This window comes from Janthinobacterium aquaticum, assembly GCF_009208565.1.
Taxonomy (GTDB): Bacteria; Pseudomonadota; Gammaproteobacteria; order Burkholderiales; family Burkholderiaceae_D; genus Janthinobacterium.
Genome location: NZ_WFLK01000004.1, coordinates 175,057 through 190,241 on the forward strand (window position 1 = coordinate 175,057; position 15,185 = coordinate 190,241).

16 protein-coding genes are annotated in these 15,185 nt (G+C 62.3%); 5 read left to right on the forward strand and 11 right to left on the reverse strand.

Annotated elements, in window-relative coordinates; genetic code table 11:
- Positions 1-187: 187 nt before the first annotated feature.
- Together GCM43_RS08560 and GCM43_RS08565 are read left to right on the forward strand one after the other, a co-directional pair.
- A complete protein-coding gene (locus tag GCM43_RS08560) occupies positions 188-1,213 on the forward strand; it encodes a LacI family DNA-binding transcriptional regulator (protein WP_152243189.1) in 1,026 nt (341 codons plus the stop codon).
- 64 nt (positions 1,214-1,277) lie between these two features.
- Positions 1,278-1,823 (forward strand): hypothetical protein, encoded by a 546-nt coding sequence (locus GCM43_RS08565; protein ID WP_152243191.1) that lies wholly within the window; start codon positions 1,278-1,280, stop codon positions 1,821-1,823.
- Between the two features lie 48 nt (positions 1,824-1,871).
- Here GCM43_RS08565 and rng read toward each other — a convergent pair whose 3' ends face one another.
- The 11 genes from rng to GCM43_RS08620 form a co-directional block, all read right to left on the reverse strand.
- Positions 1,872-3,335 carry a ribonuclease G gene (gene rng, locus GCM43_RS08570; protein WP_152243193.1) on the reverse strand — a complete coding sequence of 488 codons (1,464 nt, stop codon included), beginning with the start codon at positions 3,333-3,335 and terminating at the stop codon, positions 1,872-1,874.
- Between the two features lie 43 nt (positions 3,336-3,378).
- Positions 3,379-3,999, reverse strand: a complete 621-nt coding sequence (locus GCM43_RS08575; RefSeq protein WP_152243195.1) for a Maf family protein — start codon at positions 3,997-3,999, stop codon at positions 3,379-3,381.
- An 8-nt stretch (positions 4,000-4,007) separates the two neighbouring features.
- Entirely contained in the window at positions 4,008-4,478 is a 471-nt protein-coding gene (gene rlmH / locus GCM43_RS08580) for a 23S rRNA (pseudouridine(1915)-N(3))-methyltransferase RlmH (protein ID WP_152243197.1), read from the reverse strand.
- A gap of 6 nt (positions 4,479-4,484) precedes the next feature.
- Complete coding sequence (gene rsfS, locus GCM43_RS08585; RefSeq protein ID WP_152243199.1) at positions 4,485-5,177, reverse strand: ribosome silencing factor; 693 nt, start codon at positions 5,175-5,177, stop codon at positions 4,485-4,487.
- Complete coding sequence (locus tag GCM43_RS08590) at positions 5,178-5,849, reverse strand: nicotinate-nucleotide adenylyltransferase (RefSeq protein ID WP_152243201.1); 672 nt, start codon at positions 5,847-5,849, stop codon at positions 5,178-5,180.
- A complete protein-coding gene (gene hemF / locus GCM43_RS08595; protein WP_152243203.1) occupies positions 5,846-6,760 on the reverse strand; it encodes an oxygen-dependent coproporphyrinogen oxidase in 915 nt (304 codons plus the stop codon). Before hemF ends, GCM43_RS08590 begins: the two co-directional genes overlap by 4 nt.
- Before the next feature lie 116 nt (positions 6,761-6,876).
- The gene (locus tag GCM43_RS08600; RefSeq protein WP_152243205.1) at positions 6,877-7,497 is read right to left on the reverse strand and encodes a hypothetical protein; all 621 of its coding nucleotides are present in this window, start codon (positions 7,495-7,497) and stop codon (positions 6,877-6,879) included.
- Positions 7,494-8,114, reverse strand: coding sequence for a hypothetical protein (locus GCM43_RS08605; protein ID WP_193315572.1), 621 nt, complete (start codon positions 8,112-8,114; stop codon positions 7,494-7,496). Before GCM43_RS08605 ends, GCM43_RS08600 begins: the two co-directional genes overlap by 4 nt.
- Positions 8,115-8,187: 73 nt before the next feature.
- A complete protein-coding gene (locus GCM43_RS08610; RefSeq protein WP_193315573.1) occupies positions 8,188-8,937 on the reverse strand; it encodes a hypothetical protein in 750 nt (249 codons plus the stop codon).
- A gap of 122 nt (positions 8,938-9,059) precedes the next feature.
- On the reverse strand, positions 9,060-10,328 hold the full coding sequence (purD, locus tag GCM43_RS08615) for a phosphoribosylamine--glycine ligase (RefSeq protein WP_152243212.1): 1,269 nt from the start codon (positions 10,326-10,328) through the stop codon (positions 9,060-9,062).
- Positions 10,329-10,339: 11 nt separating this feature from the next.
- Positions 10,340-11,065, reverse strand: a complete 726-nt coding sequence (locus GCM43_RS08620) for a YebC/PmpR family DNA-binding transcriptional regulator (RefSeq protein ID WP_152243214.1) — start codon at positions 11,063-11,065, stop codon at positions 10,340-10,342.
- A gap of 165 nt (positions 11,066-11,230) precedes the next feature.
- Here GCM43_RS08620 and GCM43_RS08625 point away from each other — a divergent pair, with 165 nt between their 5' ends.
- The 3 genes from GCM43_RS08625 (at position 11,231) to GCM43_RS08635 (ending at position 15,170) form a co-directional block, all read left to right on the forward strand.
- Complete coding sequence (locus GCM43_RS08625; RefSeq protein WP_152243216.1) at positions 11,231-13,705, forward strand: alkaline phosphatase D family protein; 2,475 nt, start codon at positions 11,231-11,233, stop codon at positions 13,703-13,705.
- 117 nt (positions 13,706-13,822) lie between these two features.
- On the forward strand, positions 13,823-14,743 hold the full coding sequence (locus tag GCM43_RS08630) for a DMT family transporter (RefSeq protein WP_152243218.1): 921 nt from the start codon (positions 13,823-13,825) through the stop codon (positions 14,741-14,743).
- A 28-nt stretch (positions 14,744-14,771) separates the two neighbouring features.
- Positions 14,772-15,170 carry a methylglyoxal synthase gene (locus tag GCM43_RS08635; RefSeq protein ID WP_152243220.1) on the forward strand — a complete coding sequence of 133 codons (399 nt, stop codon included), beginning with the start codon at positions 14,772-14,774 and terminating at the stop codon, positions 15,168-15,170.
- The last annotated feature ends 15 nt before the right edge of the window (positions 15,171-15,185 follow it).

Consider the following 15,185-nt stretch of genomic DNA (forward strand, 5'->3'; position numbering starts at 1 on the left):
TCTTGGAGGGGCAGAATAAGCCCGAGTGGTAAGTCCGGGCCATGTTATGCAAGCGTTTGCACGCTGTCAAGCTCCTGATCAGGAAAAGCACGTTCGTATGCTTTATAAAAACAATGCAAGCGTTTGCTTTTTTTACGGAGAAGACAACTTGTGCGATAAAATCGCCTTCTTGCAATCCGGGCAGTCCATGACAAACAAGAATCCCACCTTAAGTGATGTTGCGCGCGCCAGCGGCGTGCACTTTTCCACCGTCTCGCGCGTGATGAACCCGGCCACGCGGCAAAAGGTCAGCGAGGAGGTGGCAAAGCGCGTGCTGGCCGAGGCTGCCCGGCTCGGCTATCGTCCCAACCGCGCCGCCTCCACGCTGGTCACGCGCAAGTCGCGCGTGATTGGCGTGGTGCTGCCCGATATTACCAATGCGGTGTTTCCGCCGATCTTGCTGGGCATCGAGGAAGGCTTGCGCAAGCACGGTTACCTGGCCATCGTGGCCAATGTCGGCGCCGATGAAGAGGAGCAGCTGTTCGTCATCAACCGCCTGCTGGGCCAGCAGGTTGACGGCCTGATCCTGGCCACGGCGCGCCGCGACGACCCGGTCATCAAGCTGTGCATCGACCAGAACGTGCCGGTGGTGACCGTCAACCGCAGTGACGAGAACGGCGTGGCGTCGTGCGTGGTCAGCGACGACGTGGTCGGTATGCGCCTGGCTGTTGGCCATCTGCTGGCGCTCGGGCATCGCCATATCGCCCATATTGCCGGCCCCGAAAACCTGTCGACCGGCCATGTGCGCCGGCTGGGCTTCCTGGCCGCCATCGCGGCCAGCGAACTCGATGCATCGCAGGCGTTCGTGTTTGAAAGCAGCGGTTATTCGCGCGAGTGTGGCCGCAGCGCGCTCCTCGAACTGCTGCGCCAGTCGCCGCGCACCACGGCAGTGGTCACCGGCAGCGACCTGGTGGCGCTGGGCTGCTACGACGCCATCCGCGAACTGGGCCTGTCCTGCCCGGAAGATATTTCGGTAGTCGGCCACAACGATATGCCTTATATGGACATGATACGTCCGCCGCTGACCACCATCCGCATCCGTCACCACGGCATCGGCGCCGAAGCGGCGCGGCTGATCCTGCAAACCATCGATACGCCCGATGCATCGGTGCTGGACGTACGCCTGAAGCCCGAGCTGGTGGTGCGCGAATCGACGGCGCCGCCGCGGGTTTGATGGTGTGGGCGTCGCCGCAAGGTGATACACTGGCGGCCCTCCCTGTATTCTTGCCCTCATCGCCATGACCAAAACCAACACGCCTTCCCCGAAACGCCGCGAAGAGGGCGTTGCCAAGCTGACCGTCAATCCTTTTCTGGACGCCGAGTTTCATGCGCGCATGCGCGACTACACCGAGCGTGATGCAGCCTTTATCAAGGAACTCAAAGCCATTGCTGAAATTCGCGCTGGCAACAAGAGCCCGGACCCGCGCTACGCACCATCACTGGAAACCTTGCGTAGCACCGTCAAGAAGGGCCTGAGCTTTGCCGAGATGTTAGAGCGCATGGTTGCTGGCAAAGAGAAAGCGCTGTGGGAGCCGTGGATGAGCGCTTTTGGCATCGAGATCCGCTCCGTCAACTACGGCGCCGGCCCACGCAACGCCAGCCTGGTGCTGGACCTGGCCGCCAACGCTCCCGCGCATGCGCTGTTTGCCCGCGCCGGCGTACAGAACTGGCGCAGCCTGGCGGCCGACGACTGCGCCGTGGTGCGCACGGAAAAGGCCACCGAAACCTCGGCCTTGAAAGTATTTGCGGTGTTTTACCTGGATGCGGCGCCAGAGCAGGCGTAGGTCGGATTAGCGCGCAAGCGCGTAATCCGACAGCACCCACTGAGCCAGTCACATCAGAATCACGTCATACTGCTCCTGATGATAAGCATTCTCCACCTGCAGTGAAATCTTCTTGCCGATAAAATCGCCCAGCATCGCCAGATGCTGCGATTCCTCTTCTAAAAACAGATCGACCACTTCCTGCGAAGCGAGAATGCGAAATTCGCGCGGGTTGAATTGCTTGGCTTCGCGCAGCAGTTCGCGCAGGATTTCATAGCAGATGGTGCGTGAGGTTTTCACTTGTCCCTTGCCGGCGCAGGCCGGGCACGGTTCGCACAGGATATGGGCCAGTGACTCGCGCGTGCGCTTGCGCGTCATTTCCACCAGGCCCAGTGGCGAGAAGTTACTGACCGAGACCTTGGTGCGGTCGCGCGACAGCGTGCGTTTGAGTTCGGCCAGCACGGCGTTGCGGTGCTCGGCGTTGTCCATGTCGATAAAGTCGAGGATGATAATGCCGCCCAGGTTGCGCAGGCGCAGCTGGCGGGCGATGGCGTGCGCCGCTTCCAGGTTGGTCTTGAAGATGGTATCGGCAAAATTTTTGCCGCCAACAAAGCCGCCCGTATTGACGTCGATGGTGGTCATCGCTTCGGTCTGGTCGACGATCAGGTAGCCGCCCGATTTGAGGTCGACCCGGCGGCCCAGCGCGCGCAAAATCTCTTCTTCCACGCCGTACAGATCGAATAGCGGGCGCTCGCCAGTGTAGTGCTGCAGGCGCGTCAGTTCGCTGGGCGTATAGATCTCGGCAAATTCGCGCAGCTTGACGTAGTTCTCGCGCGAGTCGACCTGGATGGTGGCCGTTTCATCGCCAACAAAGTCGCGCAGCACGCGCTGGGCCAGGTTCAGGTCCTGGTGCAAGAGGCTGGTGGCCGGGCGCGTACGGGCGCCGTGCAAGATCGTGCTCCAGGTCTTGCGCAGATAGTCGACGTCGGCTTTCAGGTCGGCGTCGGAGGCGTCTTCGGCCATGGTGCGCACGATATAGCCGCCTTTTTCATCAGCCGGCAGCAGGCTTTGCAGGCGCATGCGCAGCAGTTCGCGTTCGGATTCCTTTTCGATCTTTTGCGAGATGCCGATATGCTTGTCCTGCGGCAGGTAGACCAGCATGCGCCCGGCAATCGAGATCTGGGTCGACAGGCGCGCGCCCTTGGTGCCGATCGGATCCTTGATCACCTGCACCGTCAGCACCTGGCCGTCAAACAGGATTTTTTCAATCGGTGCGGGCGTGGCGTTCTGGCCGTCGTGGCCGCGCGCTTCCCAGATATCGGCCACGTGCAGAAAGGCGGCGCGTTCCAGGCCGATGTCGATAAAGGCCGACTGCATGCCGGGCAAGACCCTGACCACTTTGCCGGAATACACATTGCCGGCCAGGCCGCGCGTGAGCGTGCGCTCGATGTGCAGTTCCTGCACCGCGCCTTGCAAAATAAGGGCGACGCGGGTTTCCTGCGGCGTGATATTGATCAGGATGTCTTCGTTCATGGAGGCGCAAAAGTGGAAACAATGAACGACATCATACCCGGCTTCAGGGCAGGGGCAAACCCGCCTGGCGCAGCAACTGCGCCGTCTCGTACAGGGGCAGGCCCATGATGCCCGAATGGCTGCCTTCGATATGCTCGACAAACAGCGCGGCGCTGCCCTGAATGCCGTAGGCGCCGGCCTTGTCGTACGGCTCGGGCGTGGCGCAATAGGCGGCAATCGAGGCCGGCGAGAGGATGCCGAAACGCACCTGTGAAATCTGCGTGCGCTGTTCGGCAATGCCGTTGCCATGCACGGCAATCGAGGTCAGCACCTCGTGCGTGCGGCCCGACAGGCGTTCGAGCATGGCAATCGCTTGCGCACGGTCGGCCGGCTTGCCGAGTATCTCGCCGTCAATGGTGACGGTGGTGTCGGCAGCCAGCACCGGACGCGCCGGCAGGCGGCGCCATTGCAGCACCTTCAGCGCAAAGGCCGCCTTTTCATTGGCCACGCGCGCTACGTAGTCGAGCGCCGATTCGCCCGGCAGCACTTCTTCGGTGACGTCGGCGCCGCGCGGACCGTCGCTGCGCAGCAGCAGCAGTTCAAATTGCACGCCGATCTGCTGCAGCAACTCGCGCCGGCGCGGGCTTTTCGAGGCCAGGTAGATAGGTTGGTCAGCGAGAGTCATGGCGACAATCAGACACGGTGATAGGGATGGTTCTGTGTGATGGTCCAGGCGCGGTACAGCTGTTCGGCCAGGATCACGCGCACCACGCCGTGGGGCAGGGTCATGCTGGAGATGCGCAGCATGCCTTCGGCGCGTGCTTTCAGGGCCGGATCGAGGCCATCGGCGCCGCCGATCAGAAAGGCGGTGTCGCGACCGTCCTGCTGCCAGGTTTCGATCTGCTGCGACAGGCCGACGCTGGTCAGGTCCTTGCCGCGTTCATCGAGGGCGATAATGCGTACGCCCTTGGGCAGGGCGGCTTCGATGCGCTCGCGTTCGAGCGCCATCGCGGTGGCGGCGGTCTTGCTGCCGGAACGCTCGACGGGCTTGATTTCTTTCAGCACGATGCGCAGTTCCGGCGGCATGCGCTTCGCGTATTCGGCGAAGCCCGTCTCGATCCAGGCCGGCATTTTATGGCCGACCGCAGCGATAATCAGCTGCACTGCCGATTACTCTTCGACTTTTTTGATGCGCTTGATGACCGTCTTGGCCGGAGCTGCATCGGCTGCCGGTTTGGCGGCGCGTGGGGCACGCACTTTTTTCTCTGGCAGCGCTTTCAGCGCCTTGACGGCGGCTGTTTCGGCTTTGGTTGGCGCTACTTTGACGGTCTTGCCAACGGCTTTCGGTGCGGCTGGCTTTTTGGCCGGGGCCTTCTTGGCGGCGGTGGTGGTGGCAGCAGCTTTCTTGGCCGGTGCTTTTTTCTCGATCACTGGCGTCGCTTCAACCTGCGCCTTGCTCGCTGCCAGATGGCCGCTGGTTTTCTTTGGCTCGTCGCCAGCCGCTTTTTTCGGTGCGCGCTTGGCAGCGCCCAGCTTGACCGGCTTGTCGCCCCAGATTTCTTCCAGGCGGTAGTAGGCGCGGATCGGTGCTTGCATGATGTGGACGATCATGTCGCCCAGATCGACCAGTACCCATTCACCGGTGTCTTCGCCTTCCATGCCGATGACGTCGCCGCCGGCTTGCTTGACCTTGTCGCGTACCGAGGCGGCCAGCGCCTTGGTCTGGCGGTTCGAGGTGCCGGACACGATCGCGATGCGGTCGAACAGGCTGGTCAGATGAGTGGTGTCGAACAGGGCGATGTCCTGGCCCTTGACGTCTTCCAGGGCGTCAACGACGAGGGTTTGCAGTTTTTTGATATCCATTTAGCTTTTGTATAAATTATGTTGTTCAATATAGTCTAGCACTAGCGGAGAAACAAGCTCGTTTGCCCGAGTCCCCCGTTGTAATGCCGCACGTATTTCGGTGGCAGAGATATCCACCGCTAAGTCCTGTGCCAGATAAGTCAGACCGTGCGGCGTGTTGCGGATATTGTCCAGTGTGCCCAGGCGTTGCGTAAAGATATCGGCAACCTCCCGCGGCATGCTGTTGCCCTCCAGCGTGAAGCCGGGACGGGCTGCCACGCAGATATGGGCGTATTCAAATAATTGCTGCCATTCGCGCCAGGTCGATAGCCGCTGCAGCTGGTCGGCCCCCATCAGGAACACGATCGACGCCTGTGGCCCCAGCTCGCTGCGCACCTGGCGCAGGGTATCGATGGTGTAGCTGGGCTGTCCCTGCTTGCTGCGTTCGATTTCCTGCAGGTCGATCACCACCGGCAGCGCCAGGATGGAAAACGCCAGCTCGGTCATCTCGGCGCGCTGCTCGCAGCTGGCGCCAAGGCGGCCCTTTTGCCACGGCGCGCCAGCCGGAATCACGCGTAGCTGGTCGGGCCGCAGCAGGCTGGCAAAATGCGCGCCCAGCGCCACATGGCCGTGGTGCACCGGATCGTAACTGCCGCCCAGCAGGGCCACGCAGGACTGCGCGGCTTGCGTCACGCCTGCAGCCAGTCGCGATGCACGAGAAAATCAGTCGTCAGCGCCGCTTCCACGCTGCCCGCTTCCGGCTGCCAGTCGTAGCGCCACTTGACCAGCGGCGGCATCGACATCAGGATCGCCTCGGTGCGTCCGCCCGACTGCAGGCCGAAGTGCGTGCCGCGGTCGAACACCAGGTTGAACTCGACATAGCGGCCGCGCCGGTAGCACTGGAAATCGCGTTCGCGCTCGCCATACGGCGTATCCTTGCGGCGCGCCAGGATCGGCACATAGGCTGCGACAAACGCGTCGCCCACGCTGCGCATCATGGCAAAGCTGTCGTCAAAGCCCAGCGCGTTGAAGTCGTCAAAAAAGATGCCGCCCACGCCGCGCGCTTCGCGCCGGTGCTTCAGGTAAAAATACTCGTCGCACCACTGCTTGAATTTTGGATGCAGCTCATCGCCAAACGGCGCCAGCGCTGCATGGCAGGCCTGGTGGAAGTGCTTTGCATCGGCCACGTCGCCATAATACGGCGTCAGGTCCATGCCGCCGCCAAACCACCAGACCGGCTCGTTGTCGGCGTTGACGGTGCTGAAAAAACGCACGTTCATGTGCACCGTTGGCGCGTAGGGATTGCGCGGATGCAGCACCAGCGACACGCCCATCGCTTCCCACGCCTTGCCCTGCAATTCAGGCCGCGCTGCCGCTGCCGATGGCGGCAGGGCCGCGCCCATCACGTGCGAAAAATTCACCCCGCCGCGCTCGAACACATTGCCTTCTTCGATCAGGCGCGAAATGCCGCCGCCGCCTTCCGGACGCTGCCAGCTGTCGGTCAGGAAGGGCTTGCCGTCCTGCGCTTCAAGCGCCTGCACGATGCGCGCTTGCAGATCGAGTAAATAGGCTTTGACGGCCGAAGGGGAGGATATTGACGCCATCGCGTGGGCCAACCAGGCCAAAATAAAAAAGTGAGGACGGATTGTACCCTGTTACGGATTTTTGTGATAGCAAAACCACCGGCTTGTTGCTGGCGGGCCGTCCCGGCTTACAGCGGCTAACTGTGCCAGGTGCTGGCCGCCAGCAAGAGTGCAATCAGCACAATCGCAATGCTCATCCAGGTCGACGGGCGCCATTGCGGCAAACGGCGCCGGTGCGTTTGCCGCTCGACGCCGCCAACGATCATGCGCGCCAGCTCCGTGCCGTTTGTGCGCACGCGCAGCGCTATCGCCTCGAACTGCTGCGCCGACAGCGTGCCCTGTGCCAGCATATGGCGCAGCGCCGCTACCGGTGTGGCGGCCAGGCGGTCTGACGGCAGGCGCTCGTGGGCGCTGTCGCGCTGCCACTGGTCGATCACATTCTCGTTGTACAGCGTATCGACTGCCTGGGCGTTGGCCAGCTGCAGCGCCGCGCTGGCCAGCGGGTACTTGTCCGCTTCGGGCAGCATGGCAAAAAAGCGCGGCTCATCGACCAGCTGTTCGCACAGCATCCATGCCAGCGCCTGCACCGCACTGGCGTCTTGCGCCAGTTCCGGCACGTCGATGCCTTCCGCCGCATTGTCGGCGCGCTGCAGTTCGACGATCTCCAGTTCGGCCAGTGCGTCGTCATGTTCTTCGACGGTGATCAGGCCCAGGCGCAGCAGCTCGCCCAATGGCGCCAGGCGCGTATCGCCACTCATGGCGCCCCCAGCTTGCCGGTGGCTGCACCGTAGAGCAAGGAAAACACCAGCAGCATCGCCAGCACGATCAGCGCGCCTTTCCAGGCCGGCGGGCGCTTGTACGGGATGCGGTCATGGCCGTGGCGCAGCCTGGCCGCCTGCATGATCTCGCGTGCCAGTTCGCTGCCGTGCGCGCGCGTGCGCACTTCCAGTTCCTCGAACTGCTGCGTCGACAGCACATGGTTGACCACCAGCCAGCGCATGGCGATCCACGGCGAGAGCAGCAGCCGGTCGCCGGGCACGGCGGCATGCGCCGCGTCGCGCTGGAAGCTGTTGAGCAGGCCCACCTCGTGCAGATCGTCGAACTCCTTGCGGTTGTAGTGCTGCACGCCCTGCGCGGCCAGTTGCTGGCGTTCCAGCAGGGCGGCACCCTGGTACTGGCGCGGCAGGTCGGTCACGCGTTTCAGGAAGGTATCCTTGGGCAGCATATCGCTCAGCAGCAACCAGGCCAGCGTGGATACCAGATCGGCGTCCGGCGCCAGCAGCGGCACGCCGGCATCTTCTTCGGGCGGATGCAGCAGTTCATGATCGGCGATATCGAGTTCGGCGATGGCGTCCTCGCGTTCCTGCGCGCTCAAAAGGCCCAGGTCTTGCAGATGTTGGAAATGCTGCGTTCGTGTGTCAATACGATCAAAACTCATGCGGGTGCTTTCAGCGTGCCTGGCTCAGCTCTTCGCCAAACTGCGGCGTGACTGTCCAGGCGTGTTTGTCTTTGCCGCGCTGGAAGGTAATGTCGCCTTCCTGCAGTACCGAACTGGCCCACACCGTCATCGGTCCATTCTGCCTGAGGTCATTGCGTTCGATCAGCAGGCGGCATGCATACAGCCCGGGCGAGGCTTCCCGGCACGGCGCCAGCGCTTCAATATCGCCAATTTCGCGGTAGTGGTGGGGCGACAGCAGCGCGACCAGGCTCATATGCGTCAGCGGTTTGCCACGCAGCGTGTCCATGCCGGCCAGCATGGCCTTGAACATGGCTTCGCGGCCGATCGGCTCGGCCTGCCCGGCAAAGTCGCCATGCCAGGCAATCTGGCCAAAACGCTGCGCGATCAGCCGTGGCTGCGCATAGTCGTAGACCAGGCGGCTGTTGCGGCGTCCTTCGACGCGCTCGATGGTGTAGGCGTACGGCAGCAGCTTGCCGTTCTCTTCGACCTTGGCCAGGCAGCCGCGTATCTTGCGTGACCACGCATAGCCAGCCTGGCGTATCTCGTGCAGCACGAACTTGCCGGAGGTCATCGCTTCCAGTGTTTCGCGCGCATCGCAGCGCGGCACCGCGTAGCTGCTGAACCAGTACCAGCCCAGGCCGCCCGCGATCAGCGATGCTGCCACCAGCCACGACAGGCGGCTTGGAGCGGCAACGCCCACGGGCTGTTTGTTCAGGGAAATGCGCGACGGCGACTTCATGGCAGGCAAAGAATGTGCATGAAGAAAATATTATAATAAAAATCATTTCTTGGGCGCACCATAGAAAACGGGGCCGGGCGCATTGCTGCGCGCCGGCCCCGCCGTGGTGATGTCTGAAACGCTTAGTGCTTCAGACCGCGCCAGCCGATATCGCGGCGGTACTGCGCGCCGTCAAAATGGATTTTTTCCACCGTTTCATACGCCTGCTTTTGCGCCATCTTGACGCTGTCGCCCAGGCCCACCACGCACAGCACGCGTCCGCCATTGGTCACCAGGCGCTCGCCGTCGATGCGGGTGCCGGCATGGAAGGTGACCGACTCGATCGTCTCGGCCGGAATGGCGCCAATCGAGGTGCCCTTGATCGGGTCGTCCGGGTAGCCGGCGGAAGCCATGACCACGCCCACGGCGGTGCGGCGGTCCCATTCCAGTTCCACTGCGTCGAGCGTGCCGTTGACGGCGTGTTCCATCACAGTGACCAGATCGGTTTTCAGGCGCGCCATAATGGGCTGGGTTTCCGGGTCGCCCATGCGGCAATTGAATTCCAGCGTCTTCGGCGTGCCCTTGTCGTCGATCATCAGGCCGGCGTACAGAAAGCCCGTAAACGTGATGCCGTCTTTCGCCATGCCGGTAATGGTCGGCACAATGATCTCGCGCATTACGCGCGCATGCATGGCCGGCGTGACGATCGGCGCCGGCGAATAGGCGCCCATGCCGCCCGTGTTCGGGCCCTGGTCGTGGTCTTTCAGGCGTTTGTGATCCTGGCTGGTGGCCAGCGGCAGGATGTTCTTGCCGTCGCACATAACGATAAAGCTGGCCTCTTCGCCGGCCAGGAATTCCTCGATCACGATACGCGCGCCGGCGTCGCCGAACTGGTTATCGGACAGCATATTGTCGACTGCCTGGTGCGCTTCTTCCAGGCTCATTGCCACTACCACGCCCTTGCCGGCAGCCAGGCCGTCGGCCTTGATCACGATAGGCGCACCCATCGCATCGACGTAGGCGTGCGCTGGCGCCACTTCCGAAAACGTCTGGTAGGCAGCCGTTGGAATGCCATGGCGCTGCATAAAGGCCTTGGCAAAATCTTTCGACGATTCGAGCTGCGCCGCTTCCTTGGTCGGGCCAAAGATTTTCATGCCGCGCGAGCGGAACAGATTGACGATGCCCGCTGCCAGCGGCACTTCCGGGCCCACCACGGTCAGGCTGATATGTTCCTGTTGGGCGAAGTCGGCCAGCAGTTGCGGATCGCTGATATCGAGGTTGACCAGGCGCGCATCGCGCGCGGTGCCGCCATTGCCCGGTGCAACATACACCATCTGTATGCGTTCGGACTGGGCCAGTTTCCAGGCCAGGGCGTGTTCGCGGCCGCCAGAGCCGACTACCAGAATTTTCATGGGATGGTTTCTTAGTTTTCGATTAATGCGTTGGTAAACACTTCTTGTACATCGTCGAGCAGTTCCAGCGCATCGAGCAGCTTTTGCATCTTGATGGCGTCGTCACCGGTGTAGACGGTTTCGGTGGCGGGCTTCATGATCACTTCGGCCACTTCGGCCTTGAAACCGGCCGCTTCCAGCGCTTCCTTGACGGTGGCAAAGTCATGTACCGGCGTCAGTACTTCAAAGCCGCCTTCCTCGTCGGCGATGACGTCTTCGGCGCCTGCTTCCAGCGCCGCTTCCATCAGCTTGTCTTCGTCGGTGCCCGGTGCGAACAGCAGCTGGCCGCAGTGCTGGAACATAAAGGCAACCGAGCCTTCGTTGCCCATATTGCCGCCATTCTTGTTGAAGGCGTTACGCACTTCAGCCACCGTGCGTACGCGGTTGTCGGTCATGCATTCGACGATCACGGCCGCGCCGCCCACGCCATAGCCTTCATAGCGTACTTCTTCGTAGTTGGCGCCATCGACGCCGCCGCTGCCGCGGTTGATCGCGCGCTGGACGTTGTCTTTCGGCATATTGGCGTCAGCCGCCTTGTCGACTGCCAGGCGCAGGCGCGGGTTCGATGGAATATCGGCGCCGCCCATGCGCGCTGCTACCGTAATTTCCTTGATCAGGCGCGTCCAGATCTTGCCGCGCTTGGCATCCGTGGCAGCTTTTTTATGCTTGATATTGGCCCATTTGCTATGTCCTGCCATGTCGAATTTCCTTAGACGGGTGTTCAATTGTGGCCGATATTTTAGCATATCGCCCCCTCGCAAAGCGGCATGGACAGGTCATCAAGCCGACATAATCTGTTGTTAAAGTGACGCGTTTTCATCTCTCACAACACTCGGGGCGGACGCACTATCATGGCAAAACAAATGGACAGAAGGCAATTTTTGCGCCTGGGCGGCTTTATTACCGTGTCGGTGGCCACTGCCGGCCTTACCGCCTGCGGCAGCAGCGACTACGGCGACGACGGCATGCCGCTGGCAGCCGGCCGCGACTGGAAATTCCCGCAAAGTATCGCTTCGGGCGATCCGCGCGCCGACAGCGTGATGCTGTGGACGCGCGTAGTACCAAGCAGCCTCGACGCAGTCGCCGCCGTGCCCATGCCCGCTGCCGGTGCCACCGACGTGTCGGTGCGCCTGATCGTAGTCGCGGCCGACAATACGACCGGCCTGGGGGGCAATGCGGCGCTGACCGGCACGCCGGTGGTCGACGCCAAACTGCCTTTGAGGGCGCAATTCGACAATACCTTGCGCCACAAGGTTACCGGCCTGCAGCCGGGCCAGGTGTATTTCTATCAGTTCATTGCCGGCGAGGTGCGCTCCAACGTGGGCCGCTTCAAGACCGCGCCGGCGGCCACGGCCGATGTGGCGCAGCTGCAGTTCGCCTACCTGACCTGCCAGGACTGGAGCATCAACCACTGGGGCGCGCTCGGCCATATCGCCGCCAACGAGTCGCTCGACTTTATCGTGCACCTGGGCGACTATATCTACGAGACCGTGGGTGAAGCGTTCCAGAGCGGCGCCGTGGAAAGCCGCCACGACCAGTTGAAGCTGCCGGACGGCACCTTCAAGTCCGGCACCAGCGGCGCCAAGTACGCCACCACCACTGCCGACTACCGCTACCTGTACAAAAAATACCGCACCGATACCCGCCTGCAGGCCGTGCACGAGCGCTTTGCCTTTATCGCCGTGTGGGACGACCATGAATTTACCGACGACGCCTGGCAGGATGCCTCGACCTATGAAGGCATTGTGGCCGCTGACGGCAGCGACCTGCACCAGCCATCGCGCCGCCGCAACGCCAACCAGGCCTGGTTTGAATACATGCCGGCCGACGTCACGTTCGACGCGTCGGCCAGCACGTTCCAAAATATCCAGATCTATCGCGACTTCCAGTTCGGCAAATTGATGCAGCTGGTAATGACCGACGAGCGCCTGTACCGCGCCGACCATGCGATTCCCGAAGCATCGATCAATCCGGCCACCGGCAAGGCGCTGGGCAGCATCGGCAGCCGCTATCTGGTGCCGCAGCAACTGTTTGATGGCGCCGAAGCGCAGAAGATGGCTGCCGCTACCAAGGCTGGCGCCGATGGCCTGGGCGCCGTCAGCATGCTGGGCGTGACCCAGCGCGAATGGTGGAAGGGCAAGATGAAGTCGGCCACATCCACCTGGAAGCTGTGGGGCAATGAAGTATCGCTGCTGCGCATGGGCTTTAACGGCGTCGATGCGATTGCCACGCTGGTGGCTTTAAGTTCAGTCTCGACCATCGGCACGGCGATTGCCAATACGGTGCTGCTGGCCGGCGGCAATGTGCGTGTCGCTTCGGCCATCGTGGCAGCTTCGACTGCCGGCGCCAGCAACAGCGTGGCGCAGGCCGCCGCCATGGCGATTGCCGGCGCCGCCGCCAACGCCACCGCGCAGGCGGGCTCTGCCATGGGTGCAGGCCTGAGCGCGGCGCAGGCCGCCATCACGGTGGCCGCCTACAACAGCGCCACGCCGGCGGCCGCTGCGCAGGTGATCGCGTTTGGCTGGATCAAGCCGGACGTACAGGCCAGGCAGGCGGCATCGGCTTTTGTCACCGCTTCCGGCCAGGCCGCTGCGCTGGCGCCGTTTTTCAACCGTTTCCTGCTCAATTGCGACCAGTGGGACGGCTACAACAGCGAACGCAAGGCGCTGATGGCGCACCTGAAGACCAATGCCATCGGTAACGTGGTGGCCATTACCGGCGATATCCATTCCTTCTTTGCCGGCACCGTCAATGATGATTTCGACGCCGCTGGTGGCGGCACGCCGGTGATGGTGGACCTGGTGTCGGCGGGCGTGAGTTCCGACTCCTTCTTCAGCTACATGAATTCGGCGGCCCAGGGCGATATCGGCACGCTGGTCAGCTACCCGCTGGCCATTCCTGTGCCGGGCGTGGGCACCGTCAATCTGGCCATCAACCTGCTCGACTACACCATGGGCAAGGCCGCACCGACCGTCGACAGCCTGTTTGAGCAGCTGCGCGTGCAACTGCGCGGCGCGCTGGCCGCCAAGGGCGTGCCCGAAGCCCAGCTCGACGCTACCGTGACTGCCGTGCAGGCCGGTCTGAAAGCAAGCACCGACTTCTCCGGCACCCTGCTGGCGCTGGCGCAGCAACTGGCCGGCCTGGGCAACAATCCGTGGATGAAGCACCTGAACACGGACGCCCAGGGCTACACGGTCGTCACGCTGACCCCCGGCAAGCTGGTGGCCCAGTTCAAGCAGGTCAACAAGCTGGTCGGCAGCAATGCGCCAGCCAGCGTGATTGCGCGGGTAACCACCGCGACGGTTGTGGCGGGAACGGCGGCGGTAACGGTGGCGTAGGTCGGATTAGGCCGCAGGCCGTAATCCGACAACACCAGTAACGCCAACAATGTTGTCGGATTACGCGGGGCTTTGCCCCGCTAATCCGACCTACGCCACTTCCATTACAATCACGGGATGAGCACCACTCCCGCCCCTGTCGCACCACCTCCTGTTTCCCGTTCCGTCTATCTCGGTGGCCTGGCCATTGCCGTGGGCGGGGCGGTGCTGTTTTCCACCAAGGCCATCGTGGCCAAGCTGTTGTACCGCTACCAGATCGACGCCGTCACGCTGATCGCGTTTCGCATGATCTTCTCCTTGCCGGTGTTTGCCGTGATTGCCTGCTGGCAGATGCGCACGGCGCCGCCTTTGTCGTGGCGTGACCGCTGGCAACTGGTCGGGCTGGGTCTGGTTGGCTACTATTTGTCGAGCTATCTGGATTTTCTCGGGCTGCAATATATTTCGGTCGGGCTGGAGCGGCTGATTTTGTTCCTCACGCCCACCTTTGTGCTGTTAATTACCACCGTCTACTTCAAGTACGCCATCAGCCGTGTGCAGTGGCTGGCCCTGCTGACGTCCTATTGCGGCATCGTGCTGGTGTTCGTGCATGATCTGCAGGGCGGCGCCAGCAATGTGGCGCTGGGCTCCACGCTGGTGCTGGGCGCGGCCTGCTCGTATGCTGTGTATCTGCTCGGTTCAGGCGAGCTGGTCAAGCGTATCGGCTCGCTGCGCCTGGTCAGCTATGCGATGTGCGTGGCCAGCTTTGCCTGCATCGCGCAGTTCTTTATCCTGCGCCCGGTCAGCCTATTGATACAGCCCGAGGCCGTGTATGGCTGGTCTCTGGTCAATGGCATATTCTGCACCGTGCTGCCGGTGTTTATGACCATGATCGCGGTCGAGCGTATCGGCGCGCCCGTGGCCTCGCAGGCCGGCATGATCGGCCCCGTTTCGACGCTGTTCCTGGGCGCCATGATCCTCGACGAACCTATTACCAGTTGGCAACTGGCTGGCACCAGCCTGGTACTCGCTGGTATTTATTTGCTGTCGAAAAAGAAGTAACCTCTTTCCACCTCACCTTGACCTCACCATGAAAACACGTATCGCCCTGATCTCGCACGACAAGAAAAAAGATGACATGATTGCCCTGGCCAGCGAATACCGCGATTTTTTGATGACCTGCGAACTGTCAGCCACCGGCACCACCGGCGGGCGCCTGATCAATGAAGTGGGGCTGGAGGTCGAGCGCAAGCATTCTGGCCCGTTCGGCGGCGACCTGCAGATCGGCGCGCTGCTGGTCGAAGGCCTGATCGATTGCGTGATTTTCCTGCGCGACCCGATGACGCCGCAGCCGCACGAGCCGGACATCAACGCGCTGGTGCGCGCCTGCGACGTGCACAATATTGCTTGTGCCACCAACCTGTCGTCAGCGCATCTGGTACTGTCGCAATTGCAGGCACAGGCAAGGGCGCTGGCAAAGACAGCCTGACCGATTTTCCCTGAA